This is a genomic window from Humibacter ginsengisoli (assembly GCF_054780095.1).
On the sequence record NZ_BAAGWZ010000011.1, the window covers coordinates 334,468 to 348,972 of the forward strand.

A 14,505-nucleotide genomic window follows, 5' to 3' on the forward strand; every position below is an offset into this window, starting at 1 on the left:
CATCAAGGTCTGCAGTGATCGCGTCGATCGTCTGCATCATCGCCACCGTGATCGGGTTGGTCGTGCCCGCGCTCACCGCCAGCTCCGTCATCGTGATCGTTGCGCTGCTCGGCGGGCTGATCGTCGCGGCGGTCCTGGGCAGCCGGGCCGCTTCGCGAGTCGCGCCGCCTGCGGACCGATAGCCAGAGCGGGTCTATCCCAGTTCGAGCAGCTGCAGCGCGCTGTCGTACACGTCGCGCCACGGCACATCCGCTACGAACGACTCGTCGTGCTCGCAACGCGCAGCCTCGGGGTTCATCCCGGTGCAGTCGGCTCCGCACACCGGGCAGCGAGCGGTCCAGCCGAGGTGCACGCGGTGCCTGGCACGCGTCAACGGACCGGCGTTGATGAGATTGCCGATCCAGTAGACGGCGACCGTGGCCGTGCCCAGCGCGTGCGCGAGGTGGCGAGGTCCGCTGTCGTTGGCGATCACGACATTCGCATCGCCCAGCACGGCGGCGAGGTCGCCGAGGTCGAGCCGGCCGGCGACGGATGCCACCCTGCTCGCCGCCCTGCTCCCTGCCGTCGCTACCGCGTCGCAGAGCGCCCGCTCGCCCTCATCGCCCACCACCACGACGGTGCAGCCCTGCGCCGCGAGCTCGGCAGCGACCCTGGCGAACATTTTCGCCGGCCAGCGTCGCCGCGGATCCGTGGCGCCCGGATGCCCCACCACCAGCGGTCCGCGCGGCGCGATGCCGAACCTCGCCAGTACCTCGGCTCCGGATGCCCCTGGCACACGCGCCAGCACCGGCTCGCATCCGAAACGGCTCGGCACCGCACCGGCGAGCGCCGCGACCTCGAGGCCGCGGACAAACTCGTTCTGGTAGTAGAGGTAGGGAATCGTGCGCTCGAGCGGTGCGGCATCCGGCGTGCGAGTGCCGATCGTGTGGCGTGCGCCGAGGAGTTGCACGAACGGATTGGAGTTGCGCCCGCCCCCGTGCAGCTGCACGGCGAGGTCGAAGCCGCATGCGCGCATCCGGGTGAAGAAGGCATCCGTCTCTCTGGCGTCGATGGCCCCCGGCCGCACACCCTCTGATGGCGGAACGGGGATGACGCGATCCGGCGGCCCAGGGCGATCGCGCATGAGCTCGGCGTGCATCGGGGTGCCGAGCACGGTGATCTCGCTGGCCGGATAGGCCTCGCGAAGGGCATGCAGCGCGGGCAGCGCGAAGAGGAAGTCGCCGAGCCCGCCGGCGCGGAGCACCGCGATGCGATGGATGTCCGGGAATCGATTGCGGGCGATGTCGAGTCGGTCGGTCACGGCATCCGCTCGTACGTCGGGTGCTCCTGCGCACGAAATGGCCATGGCACTCCCCTCGGTGATGCGTCTCTCCTCCTGTTCCCCGAGGAGCACCGGCGGAAACGCACGCTCGGGGGGACGAACGCGCACCCTCGGGGGGATCGGGGCGGCGCGTGTAACGGGCGGCGCGAGTGGGTACCAGGGAGAAGAACCGCAGACCAGACGAGGGAGGGCGAACATGGCCGAACCGGTGCTATGGCTGAGCGAGCCGGACGTGAGCGGCGAGATCAGGGTCCTCGACCCGCACGATGGGTCGCCGTTACCCGCGGTGCCGGTCGCGACCGAGCAGGACGTGGCGGATGCCGTGCACGCGGCACGTCACGCGCTGCCCGGGTGGAAGAGCACCCCGATCGCCGACCGCGGGGCCGCGCTGCACCGCATCGCCCGGGCACTCGGCGAGCGGGCCGAGTCGATCGCGGAACTGAACCATAGCGAGACCGGACGTCCCACGAGCGAGGCCCTCGCCGGTGTGATGGCCGGCGTCGCCGGGCTCGAGCAGTACGCCGAATACGCACCACTGCACCGCGCAGCCAGCCTCAACGGTCCGCCCGATGCGCTCGACCTCGAGCGCCGCGAACCGCGTGGGGTCGCCGCGATCGTGACGCCGTGGAACGACCCCATCGCCGTCGCCTGCGGGCTCATGGGAGGCGCCCTCGTCATGGGCAACACTGTGGTGCACAAGCCGAGCGAACGCTGCCCGGCGACGGGACGCATGCTCGGCGAGGTCTTCGCGGGCATCCTCCCGCCGCATGTCTTCCACACCGTGATCGGCGGCCCGCAGCTCGGCGCCGAACTGGTCGGAGACCCGGGGGTGGATGTCGTGGCGCACGTCGGATCCACGGCGACCGGACGCGAGATCGCCCGCCTGGTCGCCGCCACGGGCGCGCACTTCATCCGCGAGAACGGCGGGAACGACGCGCTCATCATCGACGATGACGTCGACCCCGGCTGGGCAGCCGAGCAGGCGGCCACCGGCGCGTTCACGAACTCCGGCCAGCTGTGCACGTCGGTGGAGCGAATCTATGTGGCCGAGCGCATCGCATCCGCGTTCACCGACCGGCTCGTCGAGCGCGCGAACGCGCTCAACGCGCCACAGCCGGATGCCCCGCATTCACTCGCCCCGCTGGTCGACGAGCGGCTGCGCGAGGCCGTGCACGAGCAGGTCGAGGACGCGCTGCAGCACGGTGCGACCGCACGCACCGGCGCGCAGATTCCTTCTGCCCGCGGTTCGTACTATCCGGCGACCGTGCTGACCGGATGCTCCAACGACCTCCGCATCATGCGCGAGGAGACCTTCGGTCCGGTAGCGCCGATGCAGGTGTGCGCGACGTTCGAGGATGCACTCGCGGCGGCGTCCGAGGACCGCTACGGCCTCGCCTGCACGGTGCTCACACACTCGCTCGAACACGCACTGGCCGCCGTGGACCGCATGGACGTCGGCACGGTCAAGGTGAACGGCGTTTTCGGCGGAGCGCCCGGCGGGGCCGCGCAACCGCGTCACGACAGCGGCGACGGATTCGGGTACGGCCCCGAGCTGCTCGACGAGCTCAGCCACGTGAAGGTCGTTCACCTGCAGGCAGGTGCACTGTGAACGGCCGCACGCTCGAGGTGGTGCGGGCGATCGGCGAGCGCCGGCCGCGGATCGCGGTGGTCGGCGATCTCCTGCTCGACGTGTGGTCATACGGCGTGGCCGGACGGCTCGCCCGCGAGGCGCCTGCGCCGGTCGTCGAGGTGCGGGAGCGCCGCCACGCACCGGGCGGCGCGGGCAACACGGCGATGAACCTCGCCGCCCTCGGTGCCGACGTCGCCTGCTTCGGCGTCGTCGGCACCGATCCCGCAGCGGGCAGCCTGCTGGAGTGCTTCAGCCACGCGGGCGTCGACACCGCTGGCGTCGTCGAGCATCCGGATGCCCACACGCCGGTGAAGCACCGCATCGTGTGCGACGACCAGGTGCTGCTGCGTTTCGACGAGGCACCGTCGGAGCTGCCTGCGGATGCCGTGCAACGGATGCTCGAGGCGGCGAACGCCTGCGAGGCTGACGCGTTCGTGATCGGGGACTACGGATCGAGCGCCATGGCGTCCGCAGCGGAACGGTTGCGCCCGACCGGGGCGAATGGGGAGCGTCCGTTGGTCGTCGTGGACGCGCACGACCTGCGTCGCTGGCGGAGCATCCATCCGGACATCGCCACGCCGAACGCCGCCGAGGCAGCCGCGCTGCTCAGCGCCAGCCTTCCCGACGGGGTGGATCGGGCTTCCTTCTTCGCGGAGCGCTCGCAGACGTTGCTCGACCGCTCCGGCGCGCGGGAGCTCGTCGTGACGCTCGACCGCGACGGCGCGGTGCTGCTCGACGAACACGCGCATCGCACTCACGCGCACCGGGTGTCGGAGAAGAACGCGAGCGGCGCCGGCGACACGTTCGTCGCGGTGCTGGCCGCCGCGCGTGCCTGCGGTGCACCGATCGCCGACGCGATGGATGCCGCCCAGGCCGCAGCCGACGTGGTCGTGCACAAGCCGGACACGGCCGTGTGCACGCTCGATGAGCTCGTCGCCCGGGCCGACGGTGCACATGGCGTCACGCTGGCGGGAGACGAGCTGGCGCGGCGCATCCACGAGCATCGCGCGCGCGGCGAGCGGGTGGTGTTCACCAACGGATGCTTCGACGTGCTGCACCGCGGCCACACCACCTACCTGCGTCAGGCGAAGGAGCTCGGCGACGTGCTCGTCGTCGCGGTGAACGCCGACGAGACGGTGCAGCGACTCAAGGGGCCCGGCCGGCCGGTGAACTCCGCCCGGGATCGCGCCGACGTGATCGCGGCACTCGAATGCGTGGACTACGTCACCGTGTTCGCGGAGCCGACGCCGGTCGAGCTGATCGGCGCGCTGCATCCGGATGTCTACGTCAAAGGCGGCGACTACACGGCTGAGATGCTTCAGGAGACGGCGGTCGTCGAGTCGTACGGCGGGGAGGTCGTGTTCGCGGACTACGTACCAGATCACTCGACGTCGGGCATCGTCGAGCGCATCCGCTCGGGGGTCGTGTCGTGACGGATGCTCCGCTCGGCCGTGGCACCGGCCCTCGCCTCGAGCCGGCCGTTCCCTTCAGCCGCAGGACAGCCGCCACATGGGCGCGCGAGCACACGCCGCAGACGCCCGGCGTCGACGTGCTCATTCCGACCCGCGATCGCCCGTCAGCCCTGGCCGTGACGCTCGCCGGCCTCGCCGCCCAGGACGATCCGCCCTTCGACGTGATCGTCAGCGACCAGTCGATCGCGCCGGTCGCCGACGACGCAGCCGTCGCGGCGATGGTGCGCGTGCTGCGCGCCCAGGGCAGGCGGGTGGACGTGCTGCGACACACGCCGCCGCACGGCATGGCGGAGCAGCGGCAGTTCCTGCTGCTGCAGGCATCCGCCGATCGCGTGCTGTTCCTCGACGACGACGTCTGGCTCGAACCGGGCAGCGTGCAGCGCATGTGCGACGCCCTCGATACGCTCGCCTGCGGCTTCGTCGGCATGGCGGTGCAGGGCCTCTCGTACCTGGGCGATCGCAGGCCGAACGAGCAGGCGGTGTACGAGCCGTGGGTCGGGCCGGTGCAGCCGGAGCACATCGACCGCGAATCGCCGGAGTTCGCGCGGCACAAGCTGCACAACGCGGCGAATCTCGCGCACCTGTCCGCCGAACTGGCGGGCTCTGACGCGGCTCCGGATGCCCGCGACTGGCAGGCATACAAGATCGCGTGGATCGGCGGCTGCGTGCTCTATCGCACGGCGTGCCTGCTCGATGCCGGCGGCTTCGAGTTCTGGCGCGAGTTGCCGGACGTGCATGTCGGCGAGGACGTGCTCGCGGAATGGCACGTGATGGAGCGGTACGGAGGGGCGGGCATCCTGCCGAGCGGTGCCGTGCACCTCGAATTGCCGACGACGCTTCCGCATCGCGAGGTCGAGGCGAGCGTGGCCATCGCCCGGCGGATTCTCACCACCCCGTGAGGCCACGACCACCAGAAAGGCCATGGCCGCCACAAGGAAAGGAAAGGAAAGAAGATGAACGACCTCCCCAACCCGATTCAGGTGCAGAAGTTCCTCGGCGGGATCGACTACCCGGCGTCGAAGAACACGCTCGTCTCGACGGCCGAGAAGCAGGGCGCCGACGACAACGTGCTCGACGCACTGCGCGGCATTCCGGACAAGGAGTACGACGGTCCGAACGCCGTGAGCGAGGCCGTTGCAGGGTGAGGAGCTAACCTCCTCGCCGCGTGGCGAGGTACTCCGCCGGCATTCCCGGCCCGATTCGCACGGCGACATCGTCGGCCGGGATGCCGCCGCACCGTTCGCAGGTCGCTTCGGCGTGCACCGCGCCGTCGCACCCGGTATGCGTGTACAGAATGGGCGGTTCGATCTCGGATGCCCAGGCGTCGCCCCACTCGGTCAGCGCGATGAGCGCGACGGCGAGAGATCGCCCCTTCGGCGTGAGCACGTAGTCGGATGACTCGGTGCGCTCCATGATGCCGCCCGTCACGAACGCGTCGAGCCGTGAAGCGAGCACGTTCGTCGCGATGCCGAGGTTGTGCTGGAAGTCCCCGAACCGCGTCACGTGGCCGAACAGGGCGTCACGGATGATCAGCAGACTCCAGCGCTCCCCCACGAGTTCCAGCGAACGCGCGATCGAACAGACCTGGGTGTCATACGTGTTGCCGAGCATGTCGCGATTCTAACGCTTGCGTCATGCAAGTGACCGGTATAGCCTGACTTGCATCAAGCAAGGGAGCAACGACATGTCCAACGACTACACCGCCACTATCTCCGTCGCCGCGACGCCGCAGCAGGCGTATGAGGCGATCAACGACGTTCCCGGTTGGTGGGGACGCATCACCGGTTCCACCACCTCAACGGGCGACGAGTTCGTCTACGTGGTGCCAGGGCTGCACTACAGCGGATTCCGCGTCACGGACCTGGAACCCGGCCGGCGCATCGAGTGGCTGGTGACCGGAAGCTATCTCGACTTCATCGCCGACAAGCAGGAGTGGAACGGATCCACGGTGCGGTTCGACATCCGAGAGGCCGACGGCGGCTCCGAGATCGTCTTCACGCACGAGGGGCTTCGTCCGGAGGTCGAGTGCTACGAGGCGTGCACCAACGCGTGGGCGACGTACGTGCGCGTGAGCCTCAAGGAGTTCATCGAAACTGGCACGGGCACGCCGAACCTGTTCAAGGGCGACGAGGAGCTGACCGGCTCCGACCACGCGGAACTGCGGGAGCGCATCGAGGGCTCCGCTCCGAGGGAAAACGAACCCTTGCCCGCCGGGCGCTGACCGCCATTAGAGCAACTCGATTCGCGCGTCGTGGCCGCTTGACCGGCTGAGGCGCGCGTAGCGAGTCAACACAGGGCACTCGAGCGCCTCGGTGCATGCATATACAGAACGTCTGTACATGGACCAGGCGTGGGCACGCTCCGCGGCTCTGCTGCAAAATACGCATTTTGCAGCACCCCGTTCGGGGCATGAAGCGCTGAAGGGTTTGCAAAACGACTGCAGGCCGGTATCGGGATGTTGCGACCCACCCTCTTGGCTGCAGCGCGACGGGCCACTCAGTCCACGCGAATGAGCGGCAGACCCGACTCGGGGTCGACGCGCTTGCGCAGCCGTTCCTCCGTCTCGGTGAGCACGACCTCGCACGTTGGCCGCACCACAGCCCGCCGCAGGTGCCCGCCGAGCGCATCGCCGGTCGACCGGGCGATCACCACGTGTGCGTGCACCGACGGCTCACCCTTGTTCTCCGCAACGTCGCCCACCACCGAGACGAGTTCGACCTGCTCCTCGAGCTCGACCGAGGTGCGATACTCCTTCTCTTCCCAGTCGAACCAGGCCAGCTTCACGGATGCCAGCGCGCCGATCGCCGTGAAGCTCGCGCTCTCGATGCGCTCCCGCTTCACGAACTCGCCGAGCCCTCCGAAAAGCTCGTCGCCCGTCTCGAAGATCACCGCGAACCGGCGCGGATCCTCGCCCACCTGCTTGTACTGCATCAGGACTTCCTTCCCGTCAGTGTGCTCATCGCCTCGGCCTGCACCCCCCGGGGCACGGTGTCGCGCCTCGTCCGGCGCGCACGGAATCCGCCCGGAAGAGCGGATGCCAGCACCTCTGCCAGGTGCAGCGCCCGCGGGGCATCGCCTGTATTGCCGTCTTCGCCCGGCACCGATGCACGCCAGTTCACCGCGCCGAGCTGGTCCGCCTGCGTTCGGCAGCTGAAGCCGTCCGCGATGACGCGCGTGCCCTTCGCCGCGTTCCGCAGCGCCGGGAGCATGGCGTGGTCGGCGACGGCGACGGACACCGGCAGGTGACCGCGCTCGAAGCCGAAGTTGCCGGCCAGCCCGCAGCATCCGTCCAGCTCGTCGAACTCGACGCCCGCGTCGCGCAGGATGCCCCGCTCGGCATCGAACCCGAGCACCGCGTGCTGGTGGCAGTGCTCCTGAACGATCGCACGCCCGCCGACGTGCGGCGGCTTCCACCCGTCGGTGTCCGCGAGCAGCTCGGCGAGCGTGACGGCCCGCTCCTTCAGGAGGCGGATGTTCTCATCGCCTTCCAGAAGCTCCGGACCGTCGGAGCGGAACACCGCAAGGCAGCTGGGCTCCAGCACCACCAGCTTCTCGCCGTTCGTCAGCTCCCCCGCGAGGTGCGCCGCCGTCGCCTTGAGCATCGCCGTCGCGGCGGTGAGCTGACCCGTCGAGATGAGCGTGAGGCCGCAGCAGGAGCGGCGGCGCGGAACGCGCACCCGGTAGCCGGCATCCGTCAGCACTGCGACCGCCGCATCGAGCACGGAGGGCTGGAAGTTGTCGCCGAACGTGTCGGCGAAGAGCACGACGTCGCCGCGCGTGCCATCACCGCCGGCCGATGGGAACCCATCCGTGAAACGCTTGCGCACGAAGCGGGGTGCCGGTCGCTCTGGCTCCAGGCCCGCGAGCCGCTTGGCGAGCGCGCCGAGTACGGGCGCATGCGAGATCGCGTTCACGATCGGCGGTGCGAGATGCGCGATGCGCGCCCACAGCGTCAGCCAGCCCATCGAGTAGTGGCCGAGCGGGCGCATCCTGCCGGCGTAGTAGTGCGACAGGAACTCCGCCTTGTACGTGGCCATGTCGACGTCGACCGGGCAGTCGCTCTTGCAGCCCTTGCACGACAGGCAGAGGTCGAGCGCGTCCTTCACCTCGGGCGAGCGCCAGCCCTTGTCGACCGGGGTGTCCCGGTTGGTGCGATACGTGCCCTCGACCATCTCGAACAGCAGCCGTGCGCGGCCGCGGGTGGAATGCTCCTCCTCGCCGGTGGCGCGGTACGACGGGCACATGACGCCGTCGCCGTGTCCACGGCAGTCGCCGACGCCGACGCACCGCAGCGCGGCGGCGGCGAAGCTGCCGTCGTCATCCGGATACGAGAAGTGCAGCTTCACGGGCTGCGGGCGTCCGGTCGGCGGGGGCGCATAGCCCTCGCCCATCCGCAGCCCCTCGGTGCGCGGCTGCGGGTCGACCATCTTGCCCGGGTTCATGCGCCCGCGCGGATCGAACAGGCGCTTCAGCGCCTGGAACCCCTCGATGACGCGTTCGCCGAACAACATCGGCAGCAGGTCGGCGCGGGCCTGGCCGTCGCCGTGCTCACCCGAGAACGAGCCGCCGAAACGCACCACGAGCTGGGCGGCCTCGTGCGTGAACCGCCGGTACTCGTCGACCCCGGCAGCGCCGGAAGCGAAGGGGAACGGGATGCGCATGTGCAGGCATCCGTGCCCGAAATGCCCGTACCGGGCCACGGGCTCGTACCCGTAGCTGTCGAGCAGGGTGCGCAGCTCGCGCAGGTAGTCGCCGAACACGCCGGGCGGCACCGCGGAGTCCTCCCATCCCGACCACATGTCGGGCAGGCCCGGCACGTTCGTCGCGGCGCCGAGGCCCGCCTCGCGCACCCGGCGGATGGCATCCTGCTGCTCCTCGTCGTCGAACCGGCGCACATCGGGGCGGATGCTCCGCTCACCGAGCGCGCGGACCATCGCGTCGGCAGTGGCATCCGCTTCGTCCTTCGTGTCGCCCGGCACCTCGACGATGAGGTATCCGTCGCCGTCAGGCAGCAGGTCGAGCGCGTCGAGGTTCTTGCCCTTCGTGCGCTGGAACCCGATCAGCGTGCCGTCGAGGCCCTCGACCGCGATCGGATCGAAGCGTCCGGCGTGGGGTGCGGCATCCGCTGCGTCTTCGATGGTCGGGTAGCCGAGCACCACGAACGTTCGGGCCTTCGGCACCTCCACGAGCTCGAGCTCGGCGCGCAGCACGGTGACGAGCGTCGACTCGCTGCCGACCAGCAGACCCGGCACGTCGAAGCCGTTCTCGGGCAGCAGCGCGTCGAGGTTGAAGCCGGAGACGCGGCGCGGGATCTTCGGAAAGTGCCGTCGCACGTCGCTGCCGTACCGGTCGATCAGGTCGCGCAGCGCGGCGTACAGCCTGCCCTTCGGACCGCCCTCCGCGATGACCAGTTCCGGATCGTCGTCGCGCCGCACCCACATGCGGTCGCCGTCGTACGTGAGTATCTCCAGCGCCAGCACGTTGTCGCCGGTCTTGCCGTACTTCTGCGCGGATGACCCGCACGAGTTGTTGCCGATCATGCCGCCGATGGTGCAGTGCGAGTGCGTCGCCGGCTTCGGCCCGAACATGAGGCCGAGTGGGTTCACCGCGTGGTTGAGCTGGTCGAGCACGATGCCCGTCTCCACGATCGCGGTGCGGGATGCCCGGTTCACCTCGATCAGAGCGTCGCAGTACTTCGACCAGTCGATGACGACGCCCTCGTTGCACGTCTGGCCGGCGAGGCTCGTGCCGCCGCCCCTGCTGAGCACCGGAACATCGAACCGGGAGCAGGCGAGCACGGCATCCGCTCCCGCTTCGACCGTGCGGGGCAGCACCACCCCGATGGGCACGTGCTTGTAGTTCGACGAGTCGGTCGAGTACGCGGCGCGCGTGCCCGCATCGAACCGCACCTCGGCATCCAGAGAATCCAGATCACTCATGAGCCCGCGGAGGTCGAGCCCGCCGTTCGTGATGGTCACATCTCCGACCCTGCCGCTCAGGGGCGGGTGGTGGAAGGGGTTGACCCGATTTCGAGCGCCCGGCGCGATGCCTGCAGCACCAGATCGGCAAGCGCGAGCAGGTCGTCGATGGCCTGTTCGCGGGGCTCGTCGGGCAGACTCCCGCGCCGGATCGAGCCGTCGTGCTCGATCGCGTCGGCGAGATCGGCCAGCAGCTTCCAGCGCAGTGCGGCCGAGGCGCCGAGCCCGAGCCGCACCTCGCCGAGCGTGATCGAGCGGTCTTCCTCGCGCACGCCATGCCAGTACACCTCGACGGCGTCGTCCATGACCCCGGTGACCACGGACGCCATCGCGTCCCCTCGGCGCACCGACGAGAACAGCAGTGAGGCGAGGTCCGCTCCAACAGGGCCCGGCCCGACGGACTCCCAGTCGATGAGCACGGTAGCGCCGGCTGAGACGAACACGTTCGCGCCGACGGCGTCGTGGTGGCACAGGGTGTGCGGCAGTGCCTCAAGGATGCCCCGCACTCGCGGCTGCGCCTCGACCAGTCGTCGTGCGGCCGCCAGCCGATCGCCGAGCCGGGCGACGACTGCCGGATGCCGCGTGGCGAGCGTCGCACGCCCGGCATCCATCGCCTGCGGCTGGCTGTGGCGGTCGATCCACCCGGTGAACAGCCACGGCTCCTCGGGCACTCGACGCAGCCAGCGGCCGGCCATGGTGCCGAGGTCGTGGGCCGCGATCAGCAGAGATTCGGCGTCCAGGGGGCGCGGGCCCTCATGGACGACCTCTTCCAGCCACAGCGTCAGTCTCCCGTCCTCCGTTGCCACGGAGCGGTAGAGGCGCGGTGCACGCACCGAGGGTGGAAGGCCGTGCAGCAGGCCGGACGCGTATGCGTCGAACTCGCGCACCCCGTTGTCCAGCAGATACGGATCGGCGAGCGCCGGACCCTCCGTGGTCTTCTCGATCAGCGACCAGGGCACCCACCGGTCCTCGACACGCGCCCGCCCACACAGTCGGTGCACGGCACGGTGCGCGAGGAACGCGTCGTACTCGAGCTCCTCCCGGTGCACGTCATCGAGCGCGTCGATCTCGCACTCCAGCGCCGACGCCACGGCCGACTCCAGAAGCGCGTCCCGACCCATCGGCTCGAGCCTAGGCGGCCGGCTCACCTGGCGCGGACGACGAACGAGCCGGGCGGCGTCGGGATACCCGAATGGTGGCTGCCCGCGACGCCGTGAGCGGCGGTGTGCGGCTCCTTCTGCTCGCAGAGCTTGCCGCAGTACGGGCAGATGTAGCCGTCGCCCATCCGCGCCTCGCCCTGCAGCGCGTACTCGAGCACGCCATCGAACGCCTCATCCGCGGGTGCACCGTCCCCGGCTGCGTCGTCCGCCCATCCGGTGAACGCGAACTCCACGTACGCGGGCTGTGCCAGCGAGGGAAGCGGGATGCGCACCCGCTCGTACGGCTGCCCGTCATCATCCAGCGGCACCCACAGCTTCTCGGGTGCCGGCCCGAACAGCGAGCCCGGAACATCCACCCGCGCCCTGCGGTGGTCGTCGCGAACATGCAGCGTGTGCCCGCCTTGGATCATGTCGCGCGGCAGCGCCTGGTACAGCTCCTGAACGCCGTACGCGATGGAGCCGCGGCGCAGCCTCGCGAATCCCTCCTGCGTGTCGTCGCCCATCACGACGAAGTCCGGCGGCACGGCCCGGCGCAGCAAGACGGCGGTTCCGCCAGAAGGGGACTCGGAGAGGAGCAGAAGGATGGCCGTGGCATCCATGCGGGTCATGCGACCACCGCCCGGTACCTGCATTCGGCGTTCGAGTCGCCGAGCAGTTCGAACTCGTGCCACGACGCGCGATCGAGAGAGGGAACAGGCACGCGTACCCGGCGGTGTGGTTGACCGCCGGCGTCCCGCGGGAGGAAGACTGCCGCATCCGCCGCACCGAACACCGATGCGGAATACGCGAAACGCGCTCGCACGAATCCCGTCAGGTTCACGATCATCGCCGGGGTGACGGACTCAGCCGGATACTCCTCGGTGAGCTCGCGGTACGGCTCACGCAGGCCGTGAGCGGGCGCCCCTTTGCGCACCCGCACGAACATGCGCGGGTCGGAGAAGACGTCCAGGAGCAGCGACGACGGCGCGGTGCCCTCGACGAGCACAACGACCGGTGCCACGCCGGTCTGGGGCACCATCATGAGCACACCGCCCACTGTGAACTCGCCGCTGCTGCCACCCGCGATCGGCGCGCCGACGGGCTCGCCGGTGTCGGTGGCGAACTTCTCCATGGCCCGATAGTGCATCGCGAAGCGGTGATCCCGCGCTTCCAGGCGGGGGATTGACACTCGCCCGAATCCGCCTTAAGGGTTGGACGGGCCGCTCAACGCTCGCGCTACACGTATCGGCATCCGCGCCAGAAAAACGCTGTAGCGGATGCCGATAGGTGTAGCGCAAGCGCCGTCAGGTGTAGCGGATGCCGATAGGTGTAGCGCGAGCGCCGTCCCCTCTCGCGGATGCCCGTCGAGGCGTTACCCGACCCGTGCCATGTCCAGCCGCTCGCGCAGACGGTCGTGCGAGACATCCTGAACCGCGCAGCCGGCATCCACGGCGAGCGCCGCCGCCGTTCCCGCCGCCGCACCGAGCATCATGTACTGCGGCTCCATACGCATCGAGGCGAATGCCACCGCCGAGGCTGAGATGCAGACCGGGACGATCAGGTTGGCGGCGTGCTCTCGGCGGGGAACGAGCGCGCCGTACGGGATGCCGTACAGCGGCACGGGAACCGACAGGTAGCCCTCCGTGAAGACCGTTCCGATCGGTGCCGGATGCTCGTACACCCACCGCCAGATGCGCTGCACCTCGCGGATGTCGATGTGGTACGAGCCGAGCGTCACCGTGTCGTCCGGCATGCGGCCGGCGAGCAGGTCGTGCTCGGTGAGCACGGTCTGGCCGAGCATCCTGCGCGCCTCACGCACGTACAGCTGGTGCGGCAGGTGACCCGTGTCGGCGAACTCCCCTGCCGGCAGTCCCCAGCGGGAGAGCTCGTGGCGCACAGACGCCGGCACCGCCGGGTCGTGCGAGAGAAAGTACAGAAAGCCACGGGTATGGCTGAGGTGGTGCTCGACGATCTCGCGGCGGCGCTGCGGTGACGCATCCGGATACTCCCACGCCGACCCGTCGAGCACGTTCAGCGAGACCGGCCCGAGCGAGTTGCCGTCCGCCATTCCGCCCGGAAGGTTGGGCTCGAGCCCGATCATGCGCCCTGCCGACCGCTCGACGCCGTTCCGCCGGTCGTTCGCGAAGAGGCGCCCGCCGAGCTCCCAGTACTCCTCGTCGTAGTCGTCGGGCCGCTCGAACGGGATGCGATCGGCTGCCGTCGTCAGGCACACGCGGTATCCGTACGCCATGACACCGCCGTCGCCTGAGCCCACGGGTGCGAGCGGGGCGTCGTGCAGTTGCGGAAGGATGCGCGACGGGATGCGCCCACTCGCGTCCGCGAAGGGCGAGATCCACGGCGGCATCGCGTGCATGCCGGGCACCAGCTCCTGGCGGCCCGCGAAGCGCTCTCCGTACAGCGAGCGGTCCTCGCGGCCGATGCGATACGGCACGCCGGATGCCGCGATCGCGTCGCCCTCGTAGCTCGCGTCGATCACGACGCCGGGCAGCACGGTGCGCCCGTCCTCGAACGCGAGCTCCGCGATCTCGGCTCCGTCCCGTCCCTGCCGCATGGTGGCCGAGCGGAGGGCCGAGTCGAATACGACATCGACCCCGGCGCGTTCGAGCCACCGAGTGAAGATCTGCTCGGCTACGTGCGGCTCCGGTCCGGCGTAGCGCCCGATCGGAACGCCGTAGTGCTCAGCGATGTCCGCGCGCAGCCGGGCGGCCGCACCGCTCAATGCCCGCTCGTCACCGACATCCGTGTACCCGAGGCCGCCCGACGTCATCCCGCCGACGTGTCGCCCGGGCTCGACCAGCAGGACGCTCGCTCCCGCTTCGGCGGCAGCCACTGCGGCGCAGACGCCGGCCGACGTCGCACCGTAGACGAGAACGTCGATCGATTCGGCATCCCACCATGCTGTCATTCTTGTGGGATCGATTCCAGTGCGATTCGACCAACGGGA

Annotated in this window: 14 protein-coding genes; 6 read left to right on the top strand and 8 right to left on the bottom strand. The window is 69.8% G+C overall.

Going from position 1 to position 14,505, the window contains the following annotated elements; translation table 11 throughout:
• Positions 1–14 precede the first annotated feature (14 nt).
• A complete protein-coding gene (locus ACYVI5_RS15810) occupies positions 15–182 on the top strand; it encodes a hypothetical protein (RefSeq protein WP_460581063.1) in 168 nt (55 codons plus the stop codon).
• A gap of 11 nt (positions 183–193) precedes the next feature.
• On the opposite strand, the gene ACYVI5_RS15815 is transcribed toward ACYVI5_RS15810, so the two are convergent.
• Positions 194–1,345: a glycosyltransferase family 9 protein gene (locus ACYVI5_RS15815; RefSeq protein WP_460581064.1), complete on the bottom strand. Its 1,152-nt coding sequence runs from the start codon at positions 1,343–1,345 to the stop codon at positions 194–196.
• 172 nt (positions 1,346–1,517) lie between these two features.
• Here ACYVI5_RS15815 and ACYVI5_RS15820 point away from each other — a divergent pair, with 172 nt between their 5' ends.
• Genes ACYVI5_RS15820 through ACYVI5_RS15835 form a run of 4 tightly spaced genes read left to right on the top strand, consistent with a single transcriptional unit; the run spans position 1,518 to position 5,568 of the window.
• A complete protein-coding gene (locus ACYVI5_RS15820) occupies positions 1,518–2,930 on the top strand; it encodes an aldehyde dehydrogenase family protein (RefSeq protein ID WP_460581065.1) in 1,413 nt (470 codons plus the stop codon).
• Entirely contained in the window at positions 2,927–4,384 is a 1,458-nt protein-coding gene (rfaE2, locus tag ACYVI5_RS15825; protein ID WP_460581066.1) for a bifunctional HldE family protein, read from the top strand. Before ACYVI5_RS15820 ends, rfaE2 begins: the two co-directional genes overlap by 4 nt.
• Positions 4,381–5,322 carry a glycosyltransferase family 2 protein gene (locus tag ACYVI5_RS15830; RefSeq protein WP_460581067.1) on the top strand — a complete coding sequence of 314 codons (942 nt, stop codon included), beginning with the start codon at positions 4,381–4,383 and terminating at the stop codon, positions 5,320–5,322. Before rfaE2 ends, ACYVI5_RS15830 begins: the two co-directional genes overlap by 4 nt.
• 54 nt (positions 5,323–5,376) lie before the next feature.
• Complete coding sequence (locus tag ACYVI5_RS15835) at positions 5,377–5,568, top strand: DUF2795 domain-containing protein (RefSeq protein WP_460537570.1); 192 nt, start codon at positions 5,377–5,379, stop codon at positions 5,566–5,568.
• A 4-nt stretch (positions 5,569–5,572) separates the two neighbouring features.
• Here the strand turns inward: ACYVI5_RS15835 and ACYVI5_RS15840 are convergent, their stop codons facing one another.
• Positions 5,573–6,034, bottom strand: coding sequence for a winged helix-turn-helix transcriptional regulator (locus ACYVI5_RS15840; RefSeq protein WP_460581068.1), 462 nt, complete (start codon positions 6,032–6,034; stop codon positions 5,573–5,575).
• 73 nt (positions 6,035–6,107) lie between these two features.
• Between ACYVI5_RS15840 and ACYVI5_RS15845 the strand changes: the two genes are divergently transcribed.
• Positions 6,108–6,644: an SRPBCC family protein gene (locus tag ACYVI5_RS15845; RefSeq protein WP_460581069.1), complete on the top strand. Its 537-nt coding sequence runs from the start codon at positions 6,108–6,110 to the stop codon at positions 6,642–6,644.
• A 275-nt stretch (positions 6,645–6,919) separates the two neighbouring features.
• On the opposite strand, the gene ACYVI5_RS15850 is transcribed toward ACYVI5_RS15845, so the two are convergent.
• From ACYVI5_RS15850 to ACYVI5_RS15875, 6 genes are all read right to left on the bottom strand, one after another.
• Positions 6,920–7,354: a PPC domain-containing DNA-binding protein gene (locus ACYVI5_RS15850; RefSeq protein ID WP_460581070.1), complete on the bottom strand. Its 435-nt coding sequence runs from the start codon at positions 7,352–7,354 to the stop codon at positions 6,920–6,922.
• Positions 7,354–10,401 (bottom strand): FAD-binding and (Fe-S)-binding domain-containing protein, encoded by a 3,048-nt coding sequence (locus ACYVI5_RS15855; protein ID WP_460581071.1) that lies wholly within the window; start codon positions 10,399–10,401, stop codon positions 7,354–7,356. Before ACYVI5_RS15855 ends, ACYVI5_RS15850 begins: the two co-directional genes overlap by 1 nt.
• Positions 10,402–10,418: 17 nt before the next feature.
• A complete protein-coding gene (locus tag ACYVI5_RS15860) occupies positions 10,419–11,522 on the bottom strand; it encodes an aminoglycoside phosphotransferase family protein (protein ID WP_460581072.1) in 1,104 nt (367 codons plus the stop codon).
• Positions 11,523–11,545: 23 nt separating this feature from the next.
• Positions 11,546–12,169: a hypothetical protein gene (locus ACYVI5_RS15865; protein ID WP_460581073.1), complete on the bottom strand. Its 624-nt coding sequence runs from the start codon at positions 12,167–12,169 to the stop codon at positions 11,546–11,548.
• Positions 12,166–12,672: a hypothetical protein gene (locus ACYVI5_RS15870; RefSeq protein WP_460581074.1), complete on the bottom strand. Its 507-nt coding sequence runs from the start codon at positions 12,670–12,672 to the stop codon at positions 12,166–12,168. Before ACYVI5_RS15870 ends, ACYVI5_RS15865 begins: the two co-directional genes overlap by 4 nt.
• Before the next feature lie 240 nt (positions 12,673–12,912).
• Positions 12,913–14,466: an FAD-dependent oxidoreductase gene (locus ACYVI5_RS15875; protein ID WP_460581075.1), complete on the bottom strand. Its 1,554-nt coding sequence runs from the start codon at positions 14,464–14,466 to the stop codon at positions 12,913–12,915.
• Positions 14,467–14,505: the final 39 nt, after the last annotated feature.

Excerpts from the sequence above, each read along its gene's own strand:
- ACYVI5_RS15815 (WP_460581064.1), bottom strand. The coding sequence starts at position 1,345 with ATGGCCATTTCGTGCGCAGGAGCACCCGACGTACGAGCGGATGCCGTG.
- ACYVI5_RS15820 (WP_460581065.1), top strand. The coding sequence starts at position 1,518 with ATGGCCGAACCGGTGCTATGGCTGAGCGAGCCGGACGTGAGCGGCGAG.
- ACYVI5_RS15835 (WP_460537570.1), top strand. The coding sequence starts at position 5,377 with ATGAACGACCTCCCCAACCCGATTCAGGTGCAGAAGTTCCTCGGCGGG.
- ACYVI5_RS15840 (WP_460581068.1), bottom strand. The coding sequence starts at position 6,034 with ATGCTCGGCAACACGTATGACACCCAGGTCTGTTCGATCGCGCGTTCG.
- ACYVI5_RS15845 (WP_460581069.1), top strand. The coding sequence starts at position 6,108 with ATGTCCAACGACTACACCGCCACTATCTCCGTCGCCGCGACGCCGCAG.
- ACYVI5_RS15850 (WP_460581070.1), bottom strand. The coding sequence starts at position 7,354 with ATGCAGTACAAGCAGGTGGGCGAGGATCCGCGCCGGTTCGCGGTGATC.
- ACYVI5_RS15860 (WP_460581072.1), bottom strand. The coding sequence starts at position 11,522 with ATGGGTCGGGACGCGCTTCTGGAGTCGGCCGTGGCGTCGGCGCTGGAG.
- ACYVI5_RS15865 (WP_460581073.1), bottom strand. The coding sequence starts at position 12,169 with ATGACCCGCATGGATGCCACGGCCATCCTTCTGCTCCTCTCCGAGTCC.
- ACYVI5_RS15870 (WP_460581074.1), bottom strand. The coding sequence starts at position 12,672 with ATGGAGAAGTTCGCCACCGACACCGGCGAGCCCGTCGGCGCGCCGATC.
- ACYVI5_RS15875 (WP_460581075.1), bottom strand. The coding sequence starts at position 14,466 with ATGACAGCATGGTGGGATGCCGAATCGATCGACGTTCTCGTCTACGGT.